Raw genomic sequence first — 26,722 nt, 5'->3', positions numbered from 1 at the left:
GGGACAGGGTGAGGGATGCGCGCTTTCCGGACAGACCTGGTCCCTCACCCCAACCCTCTCCCGCACGGGAGAGGGGGCGCGTGGCAGCCTTCGCAAGCCGATGTGTGAACATCGTAGCTCTGCGGGGGAGGGAGGGCGCGCGCTCTGGATTGAGCGTCCTTTCAGGATGCGCACCGGCCTGAACGCTATGCGTGAAGACCGTATCCTCTCTGGGCTGAGGGAACGTGCACGCAGTTCAACTTCGATCGGCACCCTCCCAATAGGACTCAAACAATCCCGTCGATCGCCACCCGCAGGTGCTCCGGCCCGCGCAGGGCGGCTCCGGACCGGTAGGGCGGCGGGTCTTCGATCAGCCGGGGGGCCTTGAGCCGGCGGGCGAGCGCCGTGAGCGCCGCCTCGGCCTCGAACCGAGCGAGCGGTGCCCCGACGCAGTAATGCAGGCTGCCGCCGAAGCCGAGATGGCGGGTGCCGGTGCGGTCCGGGTCGAAGCGGTCGGGATCCGGGAACATGGCGGCGTCGCGGTTGCCGGAAGCGAGCAGCAGGACGAGGTCGGCGCCTTCGGGGATCGTGACACCGGCGATGTCGATGGAAGACAGCGTCTTCCGGGTCCGGAACTGCACGGGCGGCTCGTAGCGCAGCAATTCCTCGATCAGCCGAGGGGCACGGCCGGGATCCTGGCGCAGGCGCTCCAGCTCGTCGGGGTGGCGCAGCAGCGTCAGCAGCCCGTTGGTGATCAGATTCACGGTGGTCTCGTGGCCGGCCACCAGCATCAGGATCGAGGTGGCGACCAAGTCGTAATCGCCCATCTTCGCGCCCTCCGGCGTCGCCTCGTTGGCGAGGCCCGAGAGCATGTCGTCCTGCGGGTGCCGGCGCTTCTCCTTGATCAGGTCGGCCATGTAGCCGCCGATCGCGTCGAAGGTCCGGCTGTTCGCGGCGCGGATCTCGGTGTCGGACAGGCTGTCGGGTTCGAGCGCCGTGGCGAGCTGGGTCGCCCAGCCGTGGAATTTTGGCTCGTCCTCCCGGGGCACGCCGAACAGCTCGCAGATCACCGTCACGGGGAGCGGGTAGGCGAGGTCGTCGACGGCGTCGATCTCCCGGGCATCACGCTTCTCGTCGAGCAGGTCGGCCACCAGCCGCTCGGACCGGGTCCGCATCGCCTGGATCCGCGCGCGGGAGAACTGGTGCATCACGGACGCGCGCAGGACGTCGTGGTCCGGCGGATCCCGGAAGATGAAGACCCGGTGCCGGTCCATCATCCAGTCCTTGAGCGGTTTGACGATCAGGTCGGTGAGGGGATTGCCGGTGCGGGGCCGGTCGGCCGGGGGCAGGGTCTCGGAGCTGACCCGCGGATCCTGCAGCAGGCTCGCGATCGTGCCGTGTGTCGCGGCGACCCAGGTCCCGGATTCGGTCCCGTCGTCCTGGCGCGAGACCGGATTCTTCCGCAGCTTGGCGTAGATCGGATAGGGGTCCGCCCGGTTGGCGAAATCCTTGACCTGGTCGAGGAGGGTGGCGTCAGGCATGGGGGTGTCCTCAGGGAAAGCCCGGGGCGAGGACCATGATCCCCCGCGACGGGCGGTCGGCCGCGGCCCCCTGCGGCGGGAACGGCGCGCCGGCGGCGACCAGCTCGGCATGGGCCGGCAGCCAGCGGGCGGAATCCACCGATACGGCGGCGATGCAGCGCCCCGCCCGGCCATAGACGGCGATGAAGCGCCCGGAGCCCGGCTCGCCCTGGGTGAACGCCACGGCATCCGCGCCCTCGGTCAGGCCGGCGGACTTGACCACCACATCGCCCTGCGTGGACCAGAAGGTCGGCAGCGCCGCGTAGGGACTCGCGGGCTTCGCCCCGGCCAGAAGCTGTCCGGCGTGGGTGCCTTGCATCACGGCGTGGCTCCAATGCTCCAGCGCCACGCGCCGGCCGCCGTAGAGCGGGTGGGGGAAGCGCGCAACGTCGCCGGCCGCGGCGATGCGCGGATCGGGCTGCCCCTCGGTGTCGAGGACGAAGCCCGCCGCGTCGCAATCGACGCCGCCCGGATCCGCCGAAAGGCCGGACCCGTCGAGCCATTCGGTGTTGCGGACGGCCCCGAGGGCGATCACCGCCACATCCGCATCGATACGGGTGCCGTCGGTCAGGTGGGCGCGCACGAACCGGCCGCCCTCGCCCTCCAGCCACTCGACCTCGCTGCCGCTGCGCAGATCGACGCCCCGGCCCTCAAGCATCGCACCGATGAACGCCCCGACCGCGCTGCCGAGGACCCGGCCCAGAGGCGTCGGGCCGGGCTCGACCAGGGTCGCGGGCAGGCCGAGTTGCCGGCACAGGCTGGCGACCTCGCAGCCGATGAAGCCGGCGCCGATCACCAGCACCCGCCGGGGGCCGGCGGCGAGGGCGGCCCGCAGGGCGGCGGCATCGTCCCGCCCGCGCAGGGTGAACACGCCGGAGAGCCGTCCCTCATGCGGGTTCGGCCAAGCCCGGGCACGGGTGCCGGTGGCGATCAGCAGGCGGTCGTAGAGCAGGGTGCCCCCATCCGCACGATGCAGGGTGCGGGATTCGCGGTCGAGGCGGGTGACCGGGCTGCCGAGCCGCCAATCCACATCCGCGCCGAGGCTGCTCGGCAGGGTGGTCGCATCAGCCTGGATCTCGCCGGCCAGGACATGTTTCGAGAGGGGCGGGCGGTCATAGGGCCGGTACGGCTCGGCGCCGACGATGGTCAGCGGGCCGGAAAACCCGGCCTCGCGCATCGCCTCCGCGCCGCGCAAGGCGGCGAGCCCGGCGCCCACCACCACCGCACGGTCCGACATTGGTGCCATCTCAGGCGCCCCGCCCCGGATCCTCGACCCGGATCGCCTGGACCGGGCAGGCGACGCGCGCCCGCTCGATGTCGGCGCGATCCTCAGCGGCCGGGGCGGGATCGTAGATCAGGGCTTCATGCCCCTCGATCCGGAAGGACCGCGGCGCCGCGTAGCAGCACTGGGCATAGGCCTGGCAGAGGTTGAGATCGACGCTCACCCGCAAGCCGGGTGCTGGGCCGGAGGACGCATCGGCGGGGACGGACATGCCGATGCAACCGTGGCGGAGGCGGCGGGTTCCGCGAGGGTTGCAGCAACGCCGTCGCAGGGTGATTGTGAATTAGTTCGCTAGGCGTATCGCGGCCGTGAATCGGGATTCTCGCCCCCAACGAAGGGATTGTCGATCCGAAGCTGAACCGATTCACTGATCTAAAAATGTCCTGGGGGATCGCCGTCGAATTGAAGCGGCGGAATTCCCCTTCGCGACGGTTCGCTCTATTGTCACGCCGCCCCGCGGACCGTCCCGAAGTCCCGCGATCTCAGGAGGGCACCATGCCGTACGGTGCACGAACGAGTCTCGCCGCTCTCATCCTGTCCCTCGCCCTGAGCGCGACCGGCGCGCGGGCCGAGCAGGCCTCGGGCTGGACCGATCCGCCGGCCCGCAAGGCGGCCCCGGCGGCGAGTCCGGCCGAGGCTCAGAAAGCCGTTCCGCCGCCTGCGTCGACGCCTGCCGCTGCGGCCCCGGCGCGAAAGGCGGTCGCCGCTCGGGCCGTCCCGAAACGGGTCGCGACCCGCCATCCCGCCCCGGCACTCAAGCCGGTCGCCGTCATCCCGCACCGGCCGCGCGTCGCCGCAGCCCCGGCTCGGCCCATCCGTCCGCACAGGATGGTCGCGATCGCACCGCCGCCTCCACCGCTGCCGGACGGCTACCCGCGCTACCGCGCCTACAATTACGGCCCGGGCTATGCCGACGAGCGGCTGGAGCGCCTGCGCGCCGCGGAGGCCGCCGGCTACCTGGTCGTGCGCCGCCGCTCGGTGGAGTTCCCGGACGGCCGGTCCCTGCGGGTCTACCGGCCGGACGACGAGGGCGAGCCGTTCTGAGCTGAAACCTCCGCGAACACCGTCCGCAGCGGCGCCCGCAGGATCTTGCCGGCGGGGTTGCGGGGCAGGAGCCCGTCCCAGACGATTACGCGCACCGGCACCTTGAAGGCTGCGAGCCGCTCGGCCGCGAAGGCCCGGATCTCCTCCGGCCCGGTCCGGGCGCCCTCGGCCAGCGCCACGATCGCGCCGGGCTCCTCGCCCAACGTCGGGTGGGGCACGGCCAGCACCACGGCGTCGATCACATCTGGATGCGCGTAGAGGGCGTTCTCGACCTCGCAGCAATAGATGTTCTCGCCGCCGCGGATCAGCATGTCCTTGATCCGGTCGACGATGGTCAGGAACCCCTCGTCATCGGCGCGGGCGAGGTCGCCGGTGCGCAGCCAGCCCTCCGAGAGCACTTCGGCGGTGGCGTTTGGGTCGTCCCAGTAGCCGCGGACGACGTTCGGGCCCTTCACGCAGAGTTCTCCGACGCTGCCCGGCGGGAGATCCTGCCCGAGCGGGTCGAGGATCCGCACCTCGCAGACCGGGAGGGGCGGACCGCAGGATTCGGGATGGGCGCGATAATCCTCGGCTTGGTGATGGGTGAAAGTCGCCGAGGTCTCGGTCATGCCCCAGCCGGTGGCGGGGGCCGCATTCGGGAAGGCCTCGCCGAGCGCGCGCACCAGGTCGCCGGCCGCTGGCGCGCCGCCATAGGTCACCGAATCGAGGCTTGGCAGGGGCCGGCCTGCCTCCCGGGCGGCAGTCGCGAGCTGCCAGGCGATGGTCGGCACGCCGCCGGCGCCGGTGCAGCCCTCCCGGTCGATCAGGTCGAGGGCCTCGTGGGCGTCCCAGCGATGCATCATCACCAGGCGATGGCCGCCATAGAGCGCCGCCCCGAGGCTCGCGTGGCAGCCGGTGACGTGGAACAGCGGAATCACCAGCAGCGAGGCCCGCTGCGGCGCGGACGGGTCGGGCCTCGGCGGCGCTTCGCCCCGACGCAGGGCACTGCGCGACGCGGAATAGGGATAGGCCATCACGGTGGTCGCCGCCGCCCGGTGCGTGCCGACCGCGCCCTTGGGCCGGCCTGTGGTGCCCGAGGTGTAGAACAGGGTCGCGTCGTCCTCGGGGTCGAGGGCGATGTCGGGCGGGGCCCGGTCGGGCAGGGCGGCCCAATCCGCCACCGGGCCGATCACCGCGGAGAGCGGCGTCGCCCGGTCGTCAGGCTCCATCCGCGTGACAAGAATCCGCTCCAGGGCCGGGCACTCGGCCCGGTGCAGCGCGATGCGCTCGAACCGCGCCCCGTCGGCGATCAGCACCCGTGCGCCGGAATGCTGGAGCGCGTAGGCCAGTTCCGGCCCGGTCCACCAGGCGTTGAGCGGCGTCGCGATCGCCCCGGCCAGCAGGGCGCCGTAATAGCAGACCGGCCATTCCGGCAGGTTGCGCAGAGCGATCGCGACCCGGTCGCCCTTGCAGACCCCCGCCGCCACGAGGGCATGGGCCAGGGCGGTCGCGGCGCGAGCGAAGCCTGTAAAGGTGACGCGCTCGTCCCGGTAGACCACGAAGGTTTTGTCCCCGTGCCCTCGGGCGATGCGAAACAGGGCGCGCAGGGTCGGCGGCGCGGTCGTCCAGATCCGGGTCGGCACGCCGCGGATCGGCACCGTGGCGATCGCGAAGGGCGCATCGGGCGCCGTGAGCCGGGCTTCCGCGTCGCGGAAGGAGAGGGCCGGCCAGCCGGCGGGGAGGCGGGGATCGGGGTTCATCGGGCGATCGTCACGCCGCCGTCGATCACCAGCGCCTGGCCGGTGACGAACCGGCCAGCCGGGGAGGCCAGGAACACGGCCGCCCCCGCGATCTCGTCGGGCTCGCCGATCCGGCCAAGCGGCGCGGCGTCGGTGGTGGAGGCCAGCATCTCGGGATCCTCCCACAGGGCCCGGGCGAAATCGGTGCGGATCAGCCCCGGGCAGAGGCAGTTCACCCGGACATTGGCCGGGCCGTATTCCACCGCGTAGTTGCGTGCGAGCTGAAGGTCGGCGGCCTTGGAGACGTTGTAGGCGCCGATCACCGGCGACCCCTTCAGCGCGCCGATCGAGGAGACGATCACGATCGCCCCGTCCCGCCGCGCGACCATGCCGGGGGCGACCATCTGGATCAGCCAGTGGTTCGACAGGACGTTGTTCTCCAGGATCTTGCGGAACTGGGCGTCCGAGATGCCGGCGAGCGGCCCGTAATACGGGTTGCTGGCGGCGTTGCAGACCAGCACGTCCACCGGACCGAGCCGGGCTTCGGTCTCAGCGACCAGATCCTCCAGCTCCGCCTTCACGGAGATGCTGGCCGGGATCGCCACCGCGCGGCCCGGGCCGTGGGCGGCCTCGATCTCGGCCACCACGGTGTCGCAGGCCTCGCGCTTGCGCGACGAGATCACCACCCGGGCGCCGTGCTCGGCCATCCGCAGGGCGATCGCCCGGCCGATGCCCCGGGACGAGCCGGTGATCAGCGCGACCTTGTCGGTCAGATCGAACAGGGACATGGGCTGGCTTTTCTCCAGACGGGGCGGCACGCGCCATCTCTGCCGGTTCTGTCGGCTCTGAAGTTCACCAGTCGGCCGGCGATGGACGCGACGCGCCCCCTCTCCCGTGCGGGAGAGGGTTGGGGTGAGGGGTGCGCGTTTTCCGGAAAGACCTGTCCCCTCACCCTGTCCCTCTCCCGCTCGGGAGAGGGGACCCGCGCCACGCTCGGCCGGCGGTCCGATCGTCCGACGCCGGCCATCGTCACAGCTCCGACTCCGCCAGCATCGACCGGCGCAGGCGCGCCATGCCGGCGAGCCAGCGCTCGGGGTCGTCGGCCCGGCGGCGGGCGTAGTCCGCGACCTGCGGATGCGGCAGGATCAGGAACCGGCCCATCGCGAGCCCGTCGAAGGCCGCCTCGGCCACGGAGGCGGGCGCGAGCACGCCGTCGCGGGCGGCGGCGCTGGCCGCCCCGAGCATGGCGGTGTCGACACCCTGCGGGCACAGGGCGGCGACCCGGATGCCGTCCTCGGCATGCGCGATGGCGATGTGCTCCAGGAAGGCGAGGGCGGCGTGCTTGGTGGCCGAATAGGTGGCGCTGCCGATCTGGCTCAGCAATCCGGCCGCCGAGACGGTGCCGAGGAAGGCGCCCCCGCCCCGGGCGAGCCAGAGCGGAACCAGCACCCGCGCCGCGTGGACATGGCCCATCACGTTCACCGACCAGGCGCGCTCCCAGCTTGCCGGATCGGCCGAGGTCGCGAGCCCGGGATCGGGGTCGCGCTCCAGGATGCCGGCATTGGAGCAGTATAGCGCGACCGGCCCGATCTCGGCCTCGATCCGGGCCAGAATCTCGGCGACGGCCGCGGCATCCGCCACGTTCAGCGCGTAGGCCCGGCCGCCGAGTCGGGCGGCAACGGCCTCCGCCCCGGCGCCGTCCCGGTCGAGGGCGACGACGATCGCGCCCCGCGCCTGCGCGGCCTCGGCGAGCGCCCGGCCGATGCCCCTTGCGGCTCCGGTGACGGCGACAACGCGGCCGGCGAGATCCATCTCAGGCCCCCGCGCGCTCGGCGAAGGCCCAGGCCGAGGCGGCCAGCGTCGGCACCCGCGCCGCCATGGCGGCGGCGTGCTCGCTCGCGGCGTTGCCGGCCTTGGCGCGAGCGGCCACGCCCTGGAGGATGCCGACCAGCCGGAACAGGTTGTAGGCGAAGTACCAGTCGAGGTCGGGCAGATCAGTCCGGCCCGCGGCCCGGCAATAGAGCGCCACCGCCTCGTCGCGGGTCGGGATGCCGAGGGTTGGCAGGTCGAGACCGCCGAGCGAACTGCGCCCGTCCGCCGGCAGAGCCCAGTGCATCAGCAGGTAGCTGAAATCGGCGAGCGGATCGCCCAGCGTCGACAGCTCCCAATCGAGCACCGCGCTGACGCCGCCATCGGGCGAGAAGATCAGGTTGTCGAGGCGGTAATCGCCGTGGACGATGGCCGCGCCTTGCTGCTCGGGGACGGTGCGGGGCAGCCAGGCGATCAGGCGCTCGACATCCTCCAGCCGGCCATCCTCGGCGGCGCGGTACTGGCGGGTCCAGCGATCGATCTGCCGGGCGAAGTAGTTGCCGGGCTTTCCGTAATCGGCGAGGCCCGCCGCCTCCGGCTCGATCGCGTGGAGGCGGGCAAGGGTGGCGATCATCGTGGCGTAGTGCCGGTGCCGGGCATGCGGGTCGAGGCCGGGCAGGGTGCCGTCCCAGTGCACGGTGCCGCCCACCGCCTCCATCACGTAGAAGGCCGCGCCGATGATGTTTTCGTCCTCACAGAGGGCGAAGGGCCGCGGAACCGGAAACCCCTCGCCGTAGAGCGCGCCGATCACCCGGAACTCGCGCTCCACCGCGTGCGCGGAGGGCAGGAGCGGACCGAACGGCTTGCGCCGCAGCACGTAGGCCTGGCCCGGCGTCTCCAGCCGGTAGGTCGGGTTCGACTGGCCGCCGCGGAACTGCTGCAGGTTAAGCGGCCCGGCATAGTCGCGGACATGCGCGGCGAGCCAGGCGGCCAGCTGCGCCTCGTCGATCCGATGGCGCGGCTCGACCGGCTTCACGCCGGAGAAGGCGTCGGGGCCGCTCATGCACCCTCCCGGGCATTGGTGTAGCGCCCGAATTCGAGCCGGGCGATGGAGCGGTTGTGCACCTCGTCCGGCCCGTCGGCCAGCCGCAGGGTGCGGATATGGGCGTACATCTTGGCCAGTCCGAAATCCTCGGACACGCCGGCGCCGCCATGGGCCTGGATCGCGTCGTCGATCACCTTGAGGGCGATCCGCGGGGCGGCGACCTTGATCATCGCGATCTCGAGCTTGGCGCCCTTGGCACCGACCTTGTCCATCATGTCGGCCGCCTTGAGACAGAGCAGCCGGGTCATCTCGATGTCGATCCGCGCCTCGGCGACCCGCTGCTCCCAGACGGATTGCTCGCTGATGCGCTTGCCGAAGGCGACCCGCGAGACCAGGCGCCGGGCCATGGCCTCGAGCGCCGCCTCGGCGACCCCGATGGTGCGCATGCAATGGTGGATTCGCCCCGGCCCGAGCCGCCCCTGCGCGATCTCGAAGCCGCACCCCTCGCCGAGGATCAGGTTCTCGGCCGGGACGCGGACGTTCTCCAGCACCACCTCGCCGTGGCCCTTGGGCGCGTCCTCGTATCCGAACACCGGCAGCAGGCGCTCGACCCGCAGGCCGGGTGCATCCATCGGCACCAGGATCTGCGATTGCTGCCGGTGCCGGGGGGCGTCCGGATCGGTCTTGCCCATCAGGATCGCGATCTTGCAGCGCGGATCGCCGACCCCGGTGGACCACCATTTGCGCCCGTCGATGACGTAATGGTCGCCGTCCCGGCGGATCGCGGTCTCGATGTTGGTGGCGTCCGAGGAGGCCACATCCGGCTCGGTCATCAGGAAGGCCGAACGGATTTCCCCGGCCATCAGCGGCCGAAGCCACGCCGCCTTCTGGGCCGGGTTGCCGTAGCGATGCAGCACCTCCATGTTGCCGGTATCGGGCGCCGCGCAGTTGAAGCATTCCGACGCGATCCCGACCTTGCCCATCGCCTCGGCGCACAGCGCGTAATCGAGATTGGTCAGGCCGGCGCCGCGGTCGTCATCCGTGTCGTGCTCGGGGGAGGGCGGCAGGAACAGGTTCCAGAGCCCTTCCCCGCGGGCCTTGTCCTTCAGCCGTTCCATCGTGGGCGAGGGTTCGCGGCTCGCCGCCCGCTCGGCCGCCACAGCAGCAGCGGCCGGCAGGATCGCGTCGGCGATGAAGGCGCGCACGCGGGTCAGCCAGTGCGTCTGGGATGGGGAGAGATTGAAATCCACGGCGTCCGCTCCGCTCAGGTCCAGCGCCGGATGCGCCGCCTCGATGACCTCGTCAGTCCAACCCACCCCCTCATCCTGAGGTGCCCGGCGATCGCAGATCGCCGGGCCTCGAAGGAGCCCTCCAGCCCGCTCGCGATCCCTGGAGGCCTCCTTCGAGGGCTACGCTGCGCTTCGCCACCTCAGGATGAGGGGAGGGGTGGGATGCGCGGAAGCGATCACAAATACTTCGCCCCCATCTCACCGGCGAAGCGGTCCGGCGGGCCTTCCCAGACGATGCGGGCCTGTTCCAGCACGTAGACCCGGTCGGCATGGGGGAGCGCGAAGGTGACGTTCTGCTCGCCGAGCAGGACGGTGATCGGCGTGGTCTGGCGCAGGCGCTCCAGGGCCTTCGACAGCAGCTCTAGGATCACCGGGGCGAGGCCCAGGGTCGGCTCGTCGAGGATCAGGAGGCGCGGGCGCATCATCAGGGCGCGGGCGATGGTCAGCATCTGCTGCTCGCCGCCGGACAGCGTCCGGGCGGTCTGGGTCTCCCGGGCCTTGAGGATCGGGAACAGCTCGTACAGCCAGTCGCGCTGCTTGGCGCTCTCGGCCTTCGGGAAATGCTGGCCGCCGAGATCGAGATTCTCGCGGACGTTGAGGTCGCCGAACAGCTCGCGGGTCTCGGGCACCTGGACGATCCCGGCCCGGGCGATCGCGGCGGGCTTCATCCGTGAGAGGTCCCGGCCATCGAACCGGATCGTGCCGGTATGCGGGACCAGCCCCGAGATGGCGTTGAACAGGGTGGTCTTGCCGGCGCCGTTGAGGCCCACCACCGAGACGAATTCGCCCTCGTGGACGTGGATCGCGGCCCCGCGCAGCGCCTGCGCCTTGCCGTAGAGCACGTCGACATTCTCGACTGTGAGCAGCGAATCCGGCTTGAACGCGGCTTCGGGCCGGGCCGCGGTCTCGATGCTGCCGCCGAGATAGACCCGGCGCACGGTCGGGTCGGCCATCACGGCTTCGGCCGAGCCCTCCGCGATGCGCTCGCCGAGATACATGGCGAACACCCGGTCCACGAGGGCCGCGACGCTCTTCACGTTGTGGTCGACGAGGAGCACGGCCTTGCCCTCGTCGCGAAACCCCCGGATCAGCTCCGAGAAGGCCGCGACCTCGCCGCCGGTGAGGCCCGCGAAGGGCTCGTCCACCAGCACCACGCGGGGATCGCGGGCGATCGCCTTGGCGAGTTCCAGCCGGCGCAGATCGGCGAAGGGCAGGGTGCCGGGCCGCCGATCCGCCACGGCGCCGAGGCCGACGCGCTCGGCGATCTCTTTCGCGCGGCGCGCCACGTGGGGATCCGCGACCAGGCGGATCAGGCTGTCGGGCAGGAGCGCGAGGCTGATATTCTCCAGCACGGTCTGCCGCTGGAGCGGCCGGGCGTGCTGGAACACGAGGCCGATGCCGGAGCGGGCGACCCGGTGCGCCGGCAGCCCGCCGATCTCGGCGCCGTCGAGGCGGATCGAGCCGGCGCTCGGCCGCTCCAGCCCCATGATCAGCTTCATCACGGTGGACTTGCCCGAGCCGTTCGGCCCGATCAGCCCCAAAATCTCGCCGGGCCGCAGGTCGAGGTCGATGTCCTTGACCGCGACGAGGCCGCCGAAGCGCTTGGTCAGGCCGCGCACGGTGAGGCAGGGCTCGGCGAGGGACGCGGTACGCGGGGGCGTTGGCCGGACGGCGACGGTCATCGTGCTCTCCGGACGGATGCGAGGCCGAGGAGCCCCGAGGGCACGAACAGGATGACGAGCAGCGCCACCGCCGAGACCACGAAGGTCGAGAGCGGCCCGAGCGGCCGCAGCAGCTCGCCCGCGGCGATCAGGAACACGGCCCCCAGGGCCGCGCCCACGATGGTCCGGCGTCCGCCGAGTACCGCCGCGATGATCACCTGCACGCCCACCGCCGTGTCGATCAGCGTCCCGACCGAGGCGGTGCCCATGTAGAAGACCACCAGCCCGCCCGCGAGGCCCGAGAAGGCGGCGCTGACCGCGAAGGCCGCGAGCTTGTGCTTGGCGACGTTGAAGCCGAGCGCCCCGGTCACGATCGGGTCCTGGCCGGCGGCCTGGAGGATCAGCCCCACGGGCGAGCGGGCGATGGCGGTGAGCACCAGCCCGGCGAAGGCCATGAAGCCGAGCGCGATCCAGTAATTGATGTCGGCGTCGATGGAGATCACGTCGGGCACCGTGAGCCCGATCTCGCCGCCGGTGATGCCGGAGAACACCACGATCATGTTCTGCAGGAGCAGCACCGCGACCAGGGTGATCAGCCCGAAATACGGTCCCCGCACCCTCAGGGCCGGCAGCGCCAGGGCCATCCCGCCGACCACCGCCAGCACCGTCCCGGCCGCCAGGCAGTAGGGGATCGGTACTTCGTAGCGGTTGTTAAGGATCCCGGCGCCGTAGGCCCCGAGCCCGATCAGGAAGGTCGGGCCGAAATTGACCTCCCCGGCAAAGCCGAACAGCAGGTCCCAGGCCATGGCGAAGACGCCGAAATAATACGCGATGGTCAGGAGCCCGAGGATGTAGCCGGAGACCCACCAGGGCAGGAACGCGGCCAGGGCAAGCGCCAGGAGCGCGACCCAGAAGCCCGGAGCGGTGAGGAGCTTCATGGGGCCTGCCTCGCCAGTGAACCAACCGGCCTCACCCGGCGCCGAGACCCATCCCATCCAAACCCCTCATCCGGAGATGCCGCGTCAGCGGCCTCGAAGGAGGGCTCCAGGGATCGCGTGGCCGGCGGGAGGGCTCCTTCGAGGCCTCCGCTGCGCTTCGGCACCTCAGGATGAGGGCGCGGGTTGGGGACCTGCGGGGTGGAAAAAACCATCACCGCCGCCCCAGCAGGCCCTGCGGGCGCAGGTACATCACCGCCACGAGCAGCAGCAGCGCCGGAATCACCCGGTAGGCCGGAGAGATCAGGTAGGCGGTGGCGGTCTCGAGATAGCCGACCACGTAGGCCGCGATCAGCGAGCCGGTGACGCTGCCCAAGCCCCCCAGCACCACGATCGAGAAGGCGCTCGCGGTGAGCGGCCCCACCGAGTAGGACGAGACCCCCAAAAACATCCCGAGCAGCACCCCGGCGATGCCGGCGAGCAGGCCGTAGATCGCCCAGACCGCGACGTAGATCCGGGCCATGTCGTGGCCGAGCAGCGTGACCCCGCGGGGGTTCATGGAGGCGGCGAGCAGGACCTTGCCGGCCCGCGCCTTGTTCACGAACACCCACAGCAGCCCGATCACGATCCAGCAGATCACCGCGGTGAAGATCTCGTTCTTCGGAGTGCGCACCCCGGCGATCTCGATCACGCCCTCGACGATCGGCAGCACCGTCTTCGGGTTGTCGGTGAAGAAGTAGGCCACCAGCTCCTGGATCATGATCCCCCAGAGCAGGGTGCCGGTGAGCACGAAAATCTCTTTTTCCTCGCGCGGGATCGCCTTGCTGCGCTCGATCGGGGCGACGATCGCGAAATAGGTCACCAGGGCGGCGGCCAGGCCGCACAGGATGCCGATCCCGGCGCCCGCGTAGGAGCCGAGGCCGAACTGGGACGAGGCCGCCCAGGCGGCGACCGCGGCCATCACCATCAGCGCGCCGTGCGAGAGGTTGAGCACGCCGGAGACGCCGAAGATCAGGGTGAAGCCCATCGCGCCGAGCGCGTAGAGCGCCGAGATCGCGAAGCCGTCGACGAGGATCTGGAGCCCGATCATTGTTTTGGGACTCTCGCGTCGCGATTACTGGACCGCCGGCTTGACCGCGGGCGGCAGGACCAGCTTGCCGTTGGCCACCTCGGAGGGCCAGATCGCGACCTGCTTGCCGTTCTGCCACTGGCCGAGGACGCTGGTCATCAGGCCCGGGCCGTACTTGATCGAGTGGGTGAAGGTCTCGTCCCGGCCGTAGAACTGCAGGCGTCCGACGGTGCCGACCCAGTCGGTCTTCTCCAGGGCGTCCACGAGCTTGTCGGCTTCCGTGGATCCGGCCCGTTTGATCGCCTCCGCGCTGTAATGCATCGCGTCGTAGGCCATGTAGCCGGCATAGGACGGCGCGCCGCCGAAGCGCTTGGTGAAGGCCTCGGCGAACGGGATGGTCTTGTCGGTGAGCGCCACACCGGGCAGCGCGACGCTGTCGAACAACACGCCCTGCGTGCCGCCATTGGTGTTGGCCCAGAAGGTCGAGGAGGTCGCCTGGCCGCTGATCCCGGTCATGGCGATCGGCACCTGCTGGTTCTGCCACTGCACGGTCGGCTGCACACCGACATGGGCGATGCCGGTGACGATCAGGTCAGGCTTGGCCGCCTCGATCTTGTTGTAGATCGGGGTGAAGTCGCCGGTATCCGGCGAGAACCGGACATGCTCCACGATCTTCAGGCCGGATTTCGGCAGGCACTCCTCGTAGGCGGCGTCGAGCGGCCGGGTCCAGGCCGCGTCCTCGCTCATGATCGCCGCGGTCTTGGCCTTCAGCAGCCCGACCAGGGCATCCTTGGCCGAGTCGCAGACCGCCTGCGCCAGGGCGTGCGAGGTCAGGTAGCCGTGGAAGACGTACTTGTTGCGCGCGTAGTCCTTGTGGACGGCGACGCTGATCTCGTTGGAGGCCGCCCCGGGGGTGATCATCGGGGTCTTGAGCCGGGCCGCCCAGGGCATCAGCGCCAGCACCACCTCGGAGATGTAGCTGGCGATGACGAGGTTGACCTTGTCCTCGCTGACCGCCCGCTGGAACGCCCGGACGGCATCCGAAGCGGAACTCTTGTCGTCGTAGGTGACGACCTGGATCAGGCGCCCGTCGACGCCGCCCTTGGCATTGATCTCGTCGGCCGCGAGCTGGACCGCCTGCGGGATCGAGGCGCCGGCCACCGACTGCGCCTCGGCGATCACCCCGACCTTGATCGGGTCGGCGGCGCGCGCCTGTCCCGAGAGGACCAACCCCGCCGCGAGCAGCACAGGCAGCGTGCGCCGAAGCGGGGCACGCCGAGCGACGACGCGCGTGGTCTCGGACATCGGCGATTCCTCATCCCAGCGCCCGAATTTTTTATTCGCGGGCTTGGGAGAGACTGTATCCGCGCCAAGCCGGATCACAAGGGGCGCGCCGGGACCGGCCGGTGACGTTTCGGCCAAGTCGTTTTCCGCACGGGGTATCGACTCGCACCGCACCGGCCTAGGCTCGGGGCGGCTCCGCGAAATGCGGGGCCCGACGGCCTCGAAGAAGGGCGACGGACAGGTGAGGAACGCACGCTCGGCCGCGGCCGGGGCTCGCCCCGGACCGCGGCCCCGGATTCCGGCGGATCGACCCGTGCTGTCGGCGCGGGGGACGCGCCCATGAGCCTGCGCTGGACCCGGCGCCCCGCGGGCTCGACCTGGGGGGATTTCGGCCCCGACGACGAGCTTGGGCGCCTGAACCTCCTGACCCCCGAGAAGGTCCGCCAGGGCGTCGCCGAGGTGCGGGAGGGCCTGACCTTCTGCCTCAGCCTGCCCTTGGACCTGCCCGGCGGCAACGTCCTCAACCCGCGCCGCCACCCGCCGCAGATCACCCCGACCCGGCGGGCCAACGGCCGGCCGAACATGAACTTCCCGGTCTGCGAGGAGGTCGACGGCGCCACCGACGTGATCTGCGACGACCGCGCGCTGATCCACCTGCAATACTCGACGCAGTGGGATTCGCTCGCCCATGTCGGCTCGCTGTTCGACGCGGACGGCGCGGGCGCGGCGCCGACCTTCTACAACGGTTTTCGCGGCGGCCGGGACATCGTCGGGCCGAGCACCCCCGAGGCGGCCGACCAGCCGTCCCGGGCCAAAAAGCTCGGGATCGAGCGCCTCGCCGAGGTCGGCATGCAGGGCCGAGCCGTGATGATCGACCTGCGCGCCCATCTCGGCGATGCCAAGACCAAAGTCGGCTACGATCAGCTCGCCCGGATCCTCGAGGCCGACGGCGTCGTGATCGAGCCCGGCGACATGGTCTGCCTGCATACGGGCTTCGCCGAGCGGCTGATCGCCATGGGCGGCAACCCCGATCCGAAACAGGTCCACAACCTCTGCGCCGGCCTCGACGGCCGGGACCCGCAGCTGCTCGACTGGATCACCCGCTCAGGGTTGTGCGCGCTGATCGCCGACAACTACGCGGTCGAGGCCTATCCGGCCGGGGCGGGGCCGGCCTGCTGCGCGACCCTGCCGCTCCACGAGCACTGTCTGTTCAAGCTCGGGGTCAATCTCGGCGAGCTGTGGCACCTGACGCCGCTGGCCGACTGGCTGCGCGCCCATGGGCGCAACCGCTTCCTGCTCACCGCGCCGCCGCTGCGCCTGCCCGGCGCGGTCGGCTCCCCGACGACGCCGATCGCGACGGTCTGAGAGAGCGATACGATGGATCGGTTCAGCCCCAATCTCGACCGCATCCTGGGGTGCCGGAGCGCAGCGGAGCCCTCGAAGGAGCCCTCCAGCCAGCCGCGCGATCCCTGGAGGCCTCCTTCGAGGCCCAGCGATCTTCGATCGCCGGGCACCTCAGGATGAGGGGGTGGGTGGGAGACCGGATCAAGAGAACGGAGCGCGCAGCATCATGGAAATCGCGATCGTCGGCGGCGGCCTGATGGGCCACGGCATCGCCCTGGTGCTGGCGCTCCACGGGCACGGCGTGCGGATCACCGACACGGATGCGGAGACCCGCGCGCGGGTGCCGGGTCTCATGGAATCGGCGCTGGCGACCCTGCAGGAGGAAGGCGCCGCCCCGGACGGGTGGGACGCCGCACGGCTCGCCCGGGCCGTCCGCGTCGAGGCCGAACTGGAGCCGGCGGTGGCGGGCGCCGGTCTGGTCATCGAGGCGATCACAGAGAATCCGGAAGCCAAGCGGGCCCTGTTCGCCGAGCTGGACCGGCTCTGCGCCGCCGATGCGATTCTGGCCAGCAACACCAGCTACCTCGATGTCTTCCCGCTGATCCCGCAGGCTCGCCAGGCGCGGGCGCTGGTGATGCACTGGTACACGCCGCCCTACATCGTCGACCTCGTCGACGTGGTGCCGGGCCCCGGCACGGATCCGGCCGTGGTCGCGGCGATGCGCGACCTGGTGCTCGGCCTCGGGCAGGTGCCGATCGTGCTCAAGCGCTTCATCCCCGGCTACATCGCCAACCGGATCCAGTCGGCGATCAGCGCCGAGGTGTTCCGACTGCTCGACGAGGGCATCGCCGAGCCGCGCGAGATCGACGACGCGATCATCTACGGCCTGTCGTTGCGCATCCCGATCCTCGGCCACCTCGCCAAGGCGGATTTCACCGGGCTGGACCTGACCCGGCGCGCCCTGGCGAACGGCAGCTACACACCGCCCCCGCCCCGGACCCGGTCGGAGACCCTGGATGCCCTCTGCGCCGAGGGCCGGACCGGGGTGATGGCGGGGCGCGGCTATTTCGACTGGGGCGGGCGCGAGCCCGCGGCGCTGTTCCGCGAGCGCGACCGCAAGCTCCTGGCGCTCAAGAAGGCGATGGCCGGGATCGGCCGAATGGAGGGCACATGATCGGCGCAGACCTGTCCGGACGGCGCATCCTCGTCACCGGCGCCTCCTCGGGCATCGGGCTGGCGACGGTGACGCTGTTCGCCCGCAACGGCGCCAGCGTGGCCTTGAACCACCTGCCCGATGATCCCCGCGGCCCCGCGGAGGCCGAACGTCTCGCCGCCGAAGGGCTGGCCGTGATGGCGTTGCCCGGGGATGTGTCCCAGCCCGGCGCGGCCGAGGCGATGGTGGCGGCCGGGATCGGGGCGCTCGGCGGCCTCGACGTGCTGGTCAACAATGCCGGGACCTCCGGCACCACCGCGCCGATCGCCTTCGAGGACCTCGACGCCATGACGGAAGAGTTCTGGCAGACGATCCTGGCGACCAACCTGATCGGCCCGTACCGCTGTTCGCGGGCCGCGGCGGCAAGCCTCAAAAAAAGCCAGGGGGCGATCGTCAACACCGCGTCGGTAGCCGGGCTCGGGCGGCGGGGCTCCTCGATCGCCTATTCGGCCAGCAAGGCCGGCCTGATCAACTTGACCCGCAGCCTAGCCCGAGCGCTCGCCCCGGATGTGCGCGTCAACGCCGTCGCCCCGGGCCTCGTCGCCACCCCGTGGACCGAGCCCTGGCCGGAGGCGCGCAAGGCCGCGACCGTGCAGCACACGATGCTGCGCCGCATGGCCCGGCCCGAGGACATCGCCGAGACGATTTTCTTCCTGGCCGCGGGCGCGGCCTACATCACCGGCGAGACGATCACGGTCGATGGCGGGGCGCTATAGCAGGATCCGCTTCCCCAGCTCGCCCATCGTGGGTCAAGGCACGCTCTCCTCCCCCTTGCGGGGAGGAGCCGGAGGTGGGGGTGGTTCAGGATCGAGCGGCCCGGTGCCGTCTGCACGACCCCCACCCCTAACCCCTCCCCGCAAGGGGGAGGGGAAAATCCTGCGGTATCAGAAGCTTGCGGGAGAACCCGACGGCAAACCCGAGGCTTCCGGGTCAGCAACGTCAGGATCAGGGCTAGGGAGAAAAAAAATGTCCCGGACGACCGTCATCACCTGCGCCCTCACGGGCTCGTTCGACACGCCCCGCAAGAACCCCGCGGTGCCGGTGAGCCCGAAGGCCATCGCCCAGTCGGCCCTGGAGGCCGCCTCCGCCGGGGCCGCGGTGGTCCATATCCATGTCCGCGATCCCGAGACCGCCGCGCCCAGCATGGAGCTGGCCCATTACCGCGAGGTGGTCGAGCGGATCCGCGAGAAGAACGAGGCAGTGATCCTCAACCTCACCACCGGGGCCGGAGGCCGGTTCGTGCCCGGCGACCTCGACCCGTCGGTGGCCGGCCCCGGCACCACCTTCGTGTCGCCCGAGACCCGCACCCGGCACGTTTCGGCGCTACGCCCCGAGATCTGCACCCTCGACATCGCCACGATGAATTTCGGCGAGCACCTGTTCCTCAACACCCCCGCGCATCTGCGGGCGATGGCGGCGCAGATCCGCGCGGCCGGGGTGAAGCCGGAGATCGAGGTGTTCGATCTCGGCCAGATCGAGCTGGCCCGGCACCTGATCGCCGAGGGGCATCTCGCGCGGCCGCCCCTGTTCCAGATCTGCCTCGGCATCCCCTGGGGCGCGCCCGCGACACCGGAGGCCCTGGTGGCGATGCGGGCCCGACTGCCCGAGGACGCGATCTGGTCGGCCTTCGGCATCGGCCGGGAGGAATTCCCGATCCTGGCGGTCGCCGCCGGCATGGGCGGCAACGTCCGGGTCGGGCTGGAGGACAACCTTTACCTGTCCCGGGGCGTGCTCGCGCCCAGCAACGCCGCCCTGGTGGAGAAGGCGGTGAGCCTGCTCGCCCATCTCGACCGCGAGCCGGCCAGCCCGGATGAGGCGCGGGCAATCTTCGGGCTGGCGCCGCGCGGGTGAGGGGCGGCGCTGACGGATCGCCCGCATCCTCTCACCCGCCCGTATCGGCCCCGATCCGGCCCGCCTAGACTGCATTCGGACGATATCCGAGCGGCGAACAACGCCGCCGCGTTCAAAAAAACAGGGAGTGAGACATGACGGTCCGCCACTGCGCCGCGGGACTGACGGGGCTTCTCTGCGCGCTCGGGGCCGGGGCGGCGCTTGCAGCCGACCTCGTGCCAGTGAAGATCGGCGTGCTCAACGATCGCTCCGGCGTCTACTTCGATTCCACCGGGGAGGGCGCGGTGGTGGCCGCCCGCATGGCGGTGGAGGATTTCAAGCCGGAGACGCACGGGCTGAAGGTCGAGGTCGTCGCCGCCGATCACCAGAACAAGCCCGATGTCGGCGCCTCGGTCGCCCGGCAATGGTACGACCGCGACGGGGTCGACGCGGTGTTCGACGTGCCGACCTCCTCGGTGGCGCTCGCCATCGCGCAGATCACCAAGGAGAAGAACAAGGCGTTCGTGAATTCCGGCGGCGGCACCGCCGACCTGACCGGCCCGGCCTGCACCCCCAACACCGTGCACTGGACCTACGACACCGCCGCGCTCGCCAACGGCACCGGCAAGGCCCTGCTCAAGCGCGGCGGCAAGACCTGGTACTTCATCACCGCCGACTACGCCTTCGGCCTCGCCCTGGAGCGCGACACCAAGGCGGTGGTGGAGAAGAACGGCGGCACGATCATGGGCGGCGTGCGCACGCCGTTCCCGAACCCGGATTTCTCCTCGTTCCTGCTCCAGGCCCAGGGCTCGGGCGCGCAGGTGATCGGCCTAGCCGATGCCGGGCTCGATGCCGCCACCGCGATCAAGCAGGCGCATGAATTCGGCATCCGCCAGGGCGGCCAGAAGATCGCGGCCCTGCTGATCGCCGACACCGACATCCACGCGCTCGGCCTGGAGGTGGCGCAGGGCTTGGAATTCACCGCGCCGTTCTACTGGGACATGAATGACGGCACCCGCGCCTTCGCGGCCCGGTTCGAGCAGCGCATGCCGGGCAAGAAGCCCACCGCCTACCAGGCCGGCGTGTATGCCGGATTGCTCCACTACCTCAAAGCGGTGGAGGCCCTGAAATCGGCGCGTGACGGCGCGGCGGTGGTCGCCAAGATGAAGGAGCTGCCCACCGACGATCCGCTGTTCGGCAAGGGCTACATCCGCCCCGACGGGCGCAAGATCCACCCGATGTACCTGTTCGAGGCCAAGGCGCCCGCCGAGTCGAAGGGCGGCTGGGACCTCTACAAGCTCCTGGAGACCATCCCCGGCGAGCAGGCCTTTCGGCCAATGAGCGAGGGCGGCTGCCCGATGGTGGCCGGCCTTTCGACGAAGTAGGCGGTCAGGCCGCCCCGATCCCGTCGAGGGCCACCATGGCGTCGTCCGGCAGCGTCAGGTCGGCCGCCGCGAGGTTCTCGCGCAGGTGGCCGAGCGAGGACGTGCCCGGGATCAGCAGGATGTTGGGCGACCGGCGCAGCAGCCAGGCCAGCGCCACCTGCATGGGCGTCGCCCCGAGCCTGGCCGCGACCTCCGACAGGGCGGTCGATTGCAGCGGGCTGAAGCCGCCGAGCGGGAAGAACGGCACATAGGCGGTGCCGGCCGTGGCCAGCTCGTCGATCAGGGCATCGTCGCCCCGATGCGCGAGGTTGTACTGGTTCTGCACGCAGACGATCTCGGTGATGCGCCGCCCCTCGGCGACCTGCGCCCGCGTCGCGTTGCTCAGGCCGATCCGCCGGATCAGGCCCCGGCGCTGCAGATCCGCCAGCACGGTCAGCGGCGCCTCGATCGCGCCCTCCGCGGGGCCATGGACGTCGAACATCAGGCGCAGGTTGACCACGTCGAGGGCGTCCACGCCGAGGTTGCGCAGGTTGTCGTGCACCGCCTGGGTCAGCTCCTCCGCCGAGAAGGCCGGGTTCCAAGAAGCATCCGCCCCGCGCTTGGCGCCGACCTTGGTGACGATCACGAGATCGTCCGGATAGGGATGCAGCGCCTCCCGGATCAGCTGGTTGGTGACGTGCGGCCCGTAGAAGTCGCTGGTGTCGATATGGTCGACGCCCTGCGCCACCGCCGCGCGCAGCACGGCGATGGCCGCATCCCGGTCCTTCGGCGGCCCGTAAACGCCGGGACCGGCGAGCTGCATGGCGCCGTATCCGAGCCGCTTCACGGTGCGGTCGCCGAGCGAGAAGGTTCCGGCCTTGGCGATGTCGGTCATGGTTCGTCTCCGTTGTCCGCCCCGGATGTAGACCCGCCCGACTGATCGGATAAGGAGGGATCATCGGCACGGGCTGTTCGGGATGGCGAACGATGGCGGCGGATCTCGCGGACCTGACGGCCTTCGTGACCGTGGCGCGGGCCGGCGGGTTTCGCGAAGGCGCCCGTGGCAGCGGCGCCAGCGCGTCGAGCCTCAGCGAGGCGGTGCGCCGGCTGGAGACACGCCTCGGCGTGCGCCTCCTGAACCGGACCACCCGCAGCGTCGCGCCGACCGAGGCCGGCGCGCGCCTGCTCGAACGGCTCGGGCCGGCGCTGGGTGAGGTCGAAGCCGCCCTCGACGTGGTGAACGGATTCCGCGACCGGCCGGCCGGGCCGCTCCGGCTCAACGTGCCGCTGAGCGCTGCCCGGCTGGTCCTGCCGGCGATCGTGCCGCCATTCCTGGCCGCCTATCCCGAGATCCGGCTCGAAATCGTGGTCGAGGACGGCTTCGTCGACGTGCTGGAGGCGGGCTGCGACGCCGGCATCCGCTACGACGAGCGGCTGGAGCAGGACATGATCGCCGTGCCGATCGGCCCGCGGCGGCAGCGTTTCGCCACCGCGGCGGCTCCGTCTTATCTCGACCGGCGCGGCCGCCCGGAGCATCCGCGCGACCTCCTGGATCATGCCTGCCTGCTGGGCCGGTTCCCGAGCGGCAGCCTGACGGCACCGTGGGAGTTCGAGCGCGCCGGCGAGATCGTCCGCGTGGATCCGTCCGGCCCGCTGATCGTGCGCGTCGGCGCCAGCGACCTCACCGTCGCGGCGGCCGTCGCCGGCACCGGGATCATCCACCTGTTCGAGGATTGGCTGCGCCCGCACCTCGACAGCGGCGCCCTGGAGCCGGTGCTGGAACCGTGGTGGCAGGTCTTTTCCGGGCCGTTCCTCTACTTCCCCGGCCGCCGGCACCTCCCGGCGCCGCTGCGGGCCTTCGTGGATTTCATCGCGGCACGCCCATCCGGGCTCACTCCGGCAGCGCGAACACCGTGAGCTGGCCGCCGGGCGCGGTGTACTGCGACAGCGCCGCATAGCCGCCGACCGCGCCGGAGCCGTCGGCCGGGTCGGTCAGGCCGGCGGCCAGTCCGATGCCGGCCCAGCCGCCGATCCCGGAGAGCACCGCCACGTATTGCCGGCCGCCGTGCTGATAGGTGGTGACGTTGCCGACGATGCCGGATGGGGTCTTGAAGCGGTAGAGTTCGTGCCCGTCCCGGGCATCGACCGCCTTCAGGTAACCTTCGAGCGTGCCGTAGAAGACGACGTTGCCGGCGGTCGCCAGCGCCCCGGACCAGACCGAGAACGCTTCCGGGATCGTCCAGGCGATGTTCCCCTTCGCCCCGTCCCAGGCGATGAACGCGCCGGTCCGGTCGGAGCCCTCGGGCGGGTGCAGGGTCAGCGTCGCGCCGACATAGGGCTGGCCCGGCGTGTAGCTGACCCGGAACGCCTCGTAATCCATGCACATGTGGTTGGTCGGCACGTAGAACAGGCGCGTGACCGGCGAGTAGGCGGCGGGCTGCTGGTTCTTGGCGCCGAGCGCTCCTGGGCAGATATTCTTGGTGACCTCCTCCTCGTCGGCCTCGCCCGGCGCGTAGCGCGTGTCGATCACCGGCCTTCCGTAGCCCGGGGAGGCGCGATCCAGGTCGATCCGGCGCGCCCAGTTAACGCTGGGATCGAATTTTTCGGCCACCAGCACCTCGCCGGTGGCCCGGTCGAGCGTGTAGCCGAAGCCGTTACGGTCGAAATGGGTGAGCACCCGGCGAGGGCGGCCATCGATCACCTGCTCGGTCAGGATCATCTCGTTGACCCCGTCATAGTCCCACTGGTCGTGGGGGGTCATCTGGTAGACCCAGCGCGCCATCCCGGTGTCGGGGTCGCGGGCGATGACCGCCATCGTCCAGCGGTTGTCGCCCGGGCGCTGGGCCGGGTTCCAGGTCGCGGGGTTGCCGGTGCCGTAATAGACGAGGTTCAGATCCGGGTCGTAGGAGAACCAGCCCCAGCTGCAGCCGCCGCCGATCCGCCACTGGTCGCCCTCCCAGCTCGTGAGCGAGGAATCCCGGCCGATCGGGCGCCCGAGCGCGGTGGTTTTCTCCGGGTCGACCAGCATGTCGGCATCCGGCCCGGTGGCGTAGGCGCGCCACAGGCGCTTGCCGCTCGCCTGGTCGTAGGCGGTGACGTGGCAGCGGGCGCCGTACTCGCCCCCGGCGATGCCGACGATCAGCTTGCCATGGACCGGCAGGACCGTGGCGGTGTTGGTTTCGCCCCGGGCCGGGTCGCCGTTCTTCACGGACCACAGGACCCGGCCGGTCTCGGGGTCCAGGGCCACCACGGTGGTGTCGGCGAGTTGCAGGAACAGCCGCCCATCCGCGTAGGCGAGGCCGCGGGAGACCGTGTCGCAGCACATCACCGCGATCACGCCCGCATCCTGGCGCGGAGCGTAGCGCCACAGGATCTTGCCGTCGTGGTCGAGATCGAGGGCGTAGACCAGGTTCGGGAACGGGGTGTGCACGAACATCCGATGCCCGACCACGATCGGCGCGCCCTCGTGCCCGCGCAGCACGCCGGTGGAGAAGGTCCAGGCGACCTTGAGGCGCCCGACATTGCCGGCGTCGATCTGGGCGAGGTCGGAATAGCGGGTGTTGGCGTAATCCAGGGTCTGGAGGACGGGCGCTTCCTGCGCCGACGCCGCACCCAGGAGGCCGGCGAGGGTCAGGGCCGCCAGGGTCGGGACGCGCATGCTCGGACTCCACCTGCCGCCTGGCGCGGCGGCGCCGGCCTCATACACCCGCCACCGAGATCGCCACCGCGGCCAAGCGTCCGCGCCCGGCCTCACATCCGCTCTTTGACGATCTCCTCGGCCTGCGGGTCCGGCTCGTGGCCGGCCTCGCGCAGCAGCGGCACCACCGCGGCCGCGTCCCTGGTGACGCTGTAGCTGAGGTCCAGCCCCGCGCGGATGAAGCCGTGGCCGCGCATGTGCTCGAACAGGGCGAGCAGCGGCGCCCAGAAATCCGCCACCGAGACCAGCACCACCGGCTTCCGGTGCTGCCCGAGCTGCGCCCAGGTGAGCTGCTCGACCAATTCCTCCAGGGTGCCGATGCCGCCCGGCAGGGTCACGAAGGCGTCCGAGCGCTCGAACATCAGGCGTTTGCGGGTGTGCATGTCGGGCACCACCACGGTCTCCTGCACGGCGTCGAGCATGTGCTCGCGCGCCTGAAGGAAGTCCGGGATGATGCCGGTGACGTGGCCGCCGGCCGCCAGGGCGGCGCGGGCCACCGTGCCCATCAGGCCGACATCGCCGCCGCCATAGACCAGGCCCATCCCGGCCTGCGCGATCGCCGTGCCGAGGGTCTCGGCGGCCTCGCGAAACGCCGGGTCTCCGCCGAAGCCGGAGCCGCAATAGACACAGACTGTCCTCACCGGGGCCATCCGGCGCCCTCCATCACGCAACCGTTGCGAGCCGTCGAAAAAGAGCCCCGCGCCCGGCGCTCCACGCGCCAAACTGCTGAATTCGCGTGGGATTCACCCGCCGAAGCGGCGGGACGGCTTGGTGTCGGGACCATGTACGGTATTATGGGCGCCGCAGTCGACGGTTTTTGAGCGGGCAGGCGGCCCATTCGCCGAGCGGACGGCAGAGCAGGGAGGCCTCCGTGGCGATGTCGAGACAGGTGCGGCGCAGTCTCGCCCTGGCGCTCGCCGGCCTCCTCGGCGGCCTCGGCCTCGTGCTGGCCCTGTTCGGCGGCGAGTCCCTGCGGCGGATGATCGACCGGCACGAGCCGGAGCCCCCCGCCGCCACGGCCCCCGCGCCGCATGGCAGCCTGGCGGAGCCCGGGGCGACGGCGCAATCCGGCGTGCCGGCGATCGATTTTCGCGACGACACGACGGGCGCACCCAAAGCTGGCGAGACCCGATCCGCCGCACGCTCCTCGGCCGACCCGGCACCGGGCGCGGCCCCGTCGGCCGGGATCGGGAGCCCCGCGGGCAAGCCGGCCGAGCCCGACGCCGCCGAGGTGCCGCGCTTCGACATCGTCCGGGTCGAACCCAACGGCGACGCGGTGGTGGCCGGGCGCGGCGCACCGGAGGCCGTGATCGAGATGCTGGTCGACGGCAAAGCCGTGGCCCGGGCCAAAGCCGACGCGAACGGCCAGTTCGCCCTGGTGCCGCCGGCGCTGCCGGCGGGCTCCAGCGCCCTCCGGCTGCGCATGACCACCAAGGACGGCCGCGCCGCCGACTCGCGCCAGAGCGTGGCGGTCGACGTGGCCCCGGGCCGCGACCGCCAGCCCCTGGTGGCGCTGACCGCACCGGACGCCGCCACCGTGGTGTTGTCGCAGCCGGACGCCCCCGAGCCGGCGGCGCGGACCGGCGCCCAGGAGGCGAAGACGGCGAAGACGGCGCCCCCCGGAAAAGCCGCGGTCGCGGCCACCGGCAAGGCGCAGGCCGCCCAGATCGTCAGCGTCGACGTGCAGGAGAACGGCCGGTTGTTCGTCACCGCGACCGGCACGCCGGGCGCGAAGCTGCGGCTCTACCTCAACGACACACTGATCGCCCCGGGCAGCGTCGGGCCGGACGGCCGGGCGAGCTTCACCATCGGGCGCGGGGTGAAGGCCGGCCAGTACCAGGTCCGGATCGACCAGATCGACCCCCGCACCGGCAAGGTCGCCGCCCGGGCCGAGGTGCCGTTCGCGGTGCCCGAGCCGACCCGCGTCGCCGCCGGCGAGGGGACCGGCCGTGAGCCGTCCGGCACTTCCACCTCCGGGGGCGAGCAGGGGGCACCCCGTCCGCGAGAGAAAAACCCCGGCGCGGCGGAGACGCCCTCCGCTCTCAGCCCAGATTCCACGGGGACGAGCGCCCCGGCCCGGGCCGGGGCGGTGTTCGTGCCCGAGATCACCACGGCCAAGATCACCCGGGGCGACAACCTCTGGCGGATCAGCCAGCGCACCTATGGCCGCGGCGAGCGCTACACGGTGATCTACGACGCCAACCAGACCCAGATCCGCGACCCGGACCGGATCTATCCGGGCCAGATCTTCATCCTGCCCACCGACAAGCGGGGGTGAGGGTGGGCTGAAATCCCGGGGCGCCCAGGGCTCTGCCCTGGACCCCCGAAAGGTCTCGACCCAGCCCTTTCAAGGAGTTTGCGGCACCGGAGTGTCCCGCTTGCCTCACGACGCTTGGCCTTTGCAGATCCCGGTCTGTGAACAACCGCGTGATCCCGGCGCCCCCAAGCGGGTCGAAGGATCCAGAAACATCTTGGCGGCAATCACTTGCCACGTCCGCGGCTTCGGCTCTCGGGCTCGGCTGGAGCAGCCTGGGCTCGGCCGTGAGCTGACTCCCCATGCGACGTGAGCGCATTGTCGC

Annotated in this window: 23 protein-coding genes; 8 read left to right on the top strand and 15 right to left on the bottom strand. The window is 71.2% G+C overall.

The features are described from left to right. Window positions 1-266: 266 nt before the first annotated feature. The 3 genes from MKL20_RS08790 to MKL20_RS08780 are packed head-to-tail and all read right to left on the bottom strand — an operon-like array spanning window position 267 to window position 3,052. A complete protein-coding gene (locus MKL20_RS08790; protein WP_244036360.1) occupies window positions 267-1,520 on the bottom strand; it encodes a cytochrome P450 in 1,254 nt (417 codons plus the stop codon). Between the two features lie 10 nt (window positions 1,521-1,530). After that, window positions 1,531-2,805, bottom strand: a complete 1,275-nt coding sequence (locus MKL20_RS08785) for an NAD(P)/FAD-dependent oxidoreductase (RefSeq protein ID WP_244036359.1) — start codon at window positions 2,803-2,805, stop codon at window positions 1,531-1,533. A gap of 1 nt (window position 2,806) precedes the next feature. Continuing rightward, entirely contained in the window at window positions 2,807-3,052 is a 246-nt protein-coding gene (locus MKL20_RS08780) for a ferredoxin (protein ID WP_244036358.1), read from the bottom strand. Between the two features lie 284 nt (window positions 3,053-3,336). On the opposite strand from MKL20_RS08780, the gene MKL20_RS08775 reads away from it, so the two are divergent. Then, window positions 3,337-3,885 carry a hypothetical protein gene (locus tag MKL20_RS08775; protein ID WP_244036357.1) on the top strand — a complete coding sequence of 183 codons (549 nt, stop codon included), beginning with the start codon at window positions 3,337-3,339 and terminating at the stop codon, window positions 3,883-3,885. Here the strand turns inward: MKL20_RS08775 and MKL20_RS08770 are convergent. From MKL20_RS08770 to MKL20_RS08730, 9 genes are all read right to left on the bottom strand, one after another. Next, window positions 3,852-5,624, bottom strand: a complete 1,773-nt coding sequence (locus MKL20_RS08770) for a class I adenylate-forming enzyme family protein (RefSeq protein WP_244036356.1) — start codon at window positions 5,622-5,624, stop codon at window positions 3,852-3,854. The genes MKL20_RS08775 and MKL20_RS08770 overlap by 34 nt on opposite strands. Beyond that, window positions 5,621-6,391, bottom strand: a complete 771-nt coding sequence (locus MKL20_RS08765) for an SDR family NAD(P)-dependent oxidoreductase (protein WP_244036355.1) — start codon at window positions 6,389-6,391, stop codon at window positions 5,621-5,623. Before MKL20_RS08765 ends, MKL20_RS08770 begins: the two co-directional genes overlap by 4 nt. A gap of 241 nt (window positions 6,392-6,632) precedes the next feature. Continuing rightward, on the bottom strand, window positions 6,633-7,415 hold the full coding sequence (locus tag MKL20_RS08760) for an SDR family NAD(P)-dependent oxidoreductase (RefSeq protein WP_244036354.1): 783 nt from the start codon (window positions 7,413-7,415) through the stop codon (window positions 6,633-6,635). A 1-nt stretch (window position 7,416) separates the two neighbouring features. After that, window positions 7,417-8,475 carry a phosphotransferase family protein gene (locus MKL20_RS08755; protein WP_244036353.1) on the bottom strand — a complete coding sequence of 353 codons (1,059 nt, stop codon included), beginning with the start codon at window positions 8,473-8,475 and terminating at the stop codon, window positions 7,417-7,419. Further along, window positions 8,472-9,707, bottom strand: coding sequence for an acyl-CoA dehydrogenase family protein (locus MKL20_RS08750; RefSeq protein ID WP_244036398.1), 1,236 nt, complete (start codon window positions 9,705-9,707; stop codon window positions 8,472-8,474). Before MKL20_RS08750 ends, MKL20_RS08755 begins: the two co-directional genes overlap by 4 nt. Window positions 9,708-9,922: 215 nt before the next feature. Beyond that, window positions 9,923-11,428, bottom strand: coding sequence for an ATP-binding cassette domain-containing protein (locus tag MKL20_RS08745; RefSeq protein ID WP_244036352.1), 1,506 nt, complete (start codon window positions 11,426-11,428; stop codon window positions 9,923-9,925). Next, window positions 11,425-12,345, bottom strand: coding sequence for a branched-chain amino acid ABC transporter permease (locus MKL20_RS08740; RefSeq protein ID WP_243965944.1), 921 nt, complete (start codon window positions 12,343-12,345; stop codon window positions 11,425-11,427). Before MKL20_RS08740 ends, MKL20_RS08745 begins: the two co-directional genes overlap by 4 nt. A gap of 211 nt (window positions 12,346-12,556) precedes the next feature. Continuing rightward, window positions 12,557-13,432: a branched-chain amino acid ABC transporter permease gene (locus tag MKL20_RS08735; RefSeq protein WP_243965945.1), complete on the bottom strand. Its 876-nt coding sequence runs from the start codon at window positions 13,430-13,432 to the stop codon at window positions 12,557-12,559. 24 nt (window positions 13,433-13,456) lie between these two features. Then, window positions 13,457-14,716: an ABC transporter substrate-binding protein gene (locus MKL20_RS08730; protein ID WP_244036351.1), complete on the bottom strand. Its 1,260-nt coding sequence runs from the start codon at window positions 14,714-14,716 to the stop codon at window positions 13,457-13,459. A 318-nt stretch (window positions 14,717-15,034) separates the two neighbouring features. Between MKL20_RS08730 and MKL20_RS08725 the strand changes: the two genes are divergently transcribed. From MKL20_RS08725 to MKL20_RS08705, 5 genes are all read left to right on the top strand, one after another. Then, the gene (locus MKL20_RS08725; RefSeq protein WP_244036350.1) at window positions 15,035-16,060 is read left to right on the top strand and encodes a cyclase family protein; all 1,026 of its coding nucleotides are present in this window, start codon (window positions 15,035-15,037) and stop codon (window positions 16,058-16,060) included. Between the two features lie 202 nt (window positions 16,061-16,262). Next, complete coding sequence (locus MKL20_RS08720) at window positions 16,263-17,213, top strand: 3-hydroxyacyl-CoA dehydrogenase family protein (protein WP_313902712.1); 951 nt, start codon at window positions 16,263-16,265, stop codon at window positions 17,211-17,213. After that, window positions 17,210-17,968 carry an SDR family NAD(P)-dependent oxidoreductase gene (locus MKL20_RS08715; protein ID WP_244036348.1) on the top strand — a complete coding sequence of 253 codons (759 nt, stop codon included), beginning with the start codon at window positions 17,210-17,212 and terminating at the stop codon, window positions 17,966-17,968. The genes MKL20_RS08720 and MKL20_RS08715 overlap by 4 nt, the downstream gene beginning before the upstream one ends. A 250-nt stretch (window positions 17,969-18,218) precedes the next feature. Next, entirely contained in the window at window positions 18,219-19,103 is an 885-nt protein-coding gene (locus MKL20_RS08710) for a 3-keto-5-aminohexanoate cleavage protein (protein ID WP_244036347.1), read from the top strand. 134 nt (window positions 19,104-19,237) lie between these two features. After that, window positions 19,238-20,467, top strand: a complete 1,230-nt coding sequence (locus MKL20_RS08705) for an ABC transporter substrate-binding protein (protein WP_244036346.1) — start codon at window positions 19,238-19,240, stop codon at window positions 20,465-20,467. A gap of 4 nt (window positions 20,468-20,471) precedes the next feature. On the opposite strand, the gene MKL20_RS08700 is transcribed toward MKL20_RS08705, so the two are convergent. Continuing rightward, window positions 20,472-21,341: an aldo/keto reductase family oxidoreductase gene (locus tag MKL20_RS08700; RefSeq protein WP_244036345.1), complete on the bottom strand. Its 870-nt coding sequence runs from the start codon at window positions 21,339-21,341 to the stop codon at window positions 20,472-20,474. A gap of 92 nt (window positions 21,342-21,433) precedes the next feature. Between MKL20_RS08700 and MKL20_RS08695 the strand changes: the two genes are divergently transcribed. Then, a complete protein-coding gene (locus MKL20_RS08695) occupies window positions 21,434-22,363 on the top strand; it encodes a LysR family transcriptional regulator (RefSeq protein ID WP_244036344.1) in 930 nt (309 codons plus the stop codon). Here MKL20_RS08695 and MKL20_RS08690 read toward each other — a convergent pair. Together MKL20_RS08690 and MKL20_RS08685 are read right to left on the bottom strand one after the other, a co-directional pair. Further along, window positions 22,338-24,104: a methanol/ethanol family PQQ-dependent dehydrogenase gene (locus MKL20_RS08690; protein WP_244036343.1), complete on the bottom strand. Its 1,767-nt coding sequence runs from the start codon at window positions 24,102-24,104 to the stop codon at window positions 22,338-22,340. The two genes, MKL20_RS08695 and MKL20_RS08690, sit on opposite strands and share 26 nt — an antisense overlap. Window positions 24,105-24,196: 92 nt before the next feature. Next, window positions 24,197-24,793, bottom strand: a complete 597-nt coding sequence (locus tag MKL20_RS08685) for a TIGR00730 family Rossman fold protein (protein WP_244036342.1) — start codon at window positions 24,791-24,793, stop codon at window positions 24,197-24,199. A 227-nt stretch (window positions 24,794-25,020) separates the two neighbouring features. Between MKL20_RS08685 and MKL20_RS08680 the strand changes: the two genes are divergently transcribed. Further along, window positions 25,021-26,421 carry a LysM peptidoglycan-binding domain-containing protein gene (locus MKL20_RS08680; protein ID WP_244036397.1) on the top strand — a complete coding sequence of 467 codons (1,401 nt, stop codon included), beginning with the start codon at window positions 25,021-25,023 and terminating at the stop codon, window positions 26,419-26,421. Window positions 26,422-26,722: the final 301 nt, after the last annotated feature.

It is taken from the genome of Methylobacterium sp. E-066 (assembly GCF_022829635.1).
Lineage (GTDB): Bacteria > Pseudomonadota > Alphaproteobacteria > Rhizobiales > Beijerinckiaceae > Methylobacterium.
This window is presented reverse-complemented; position numbering and strand designations above follow the sequence as displayed.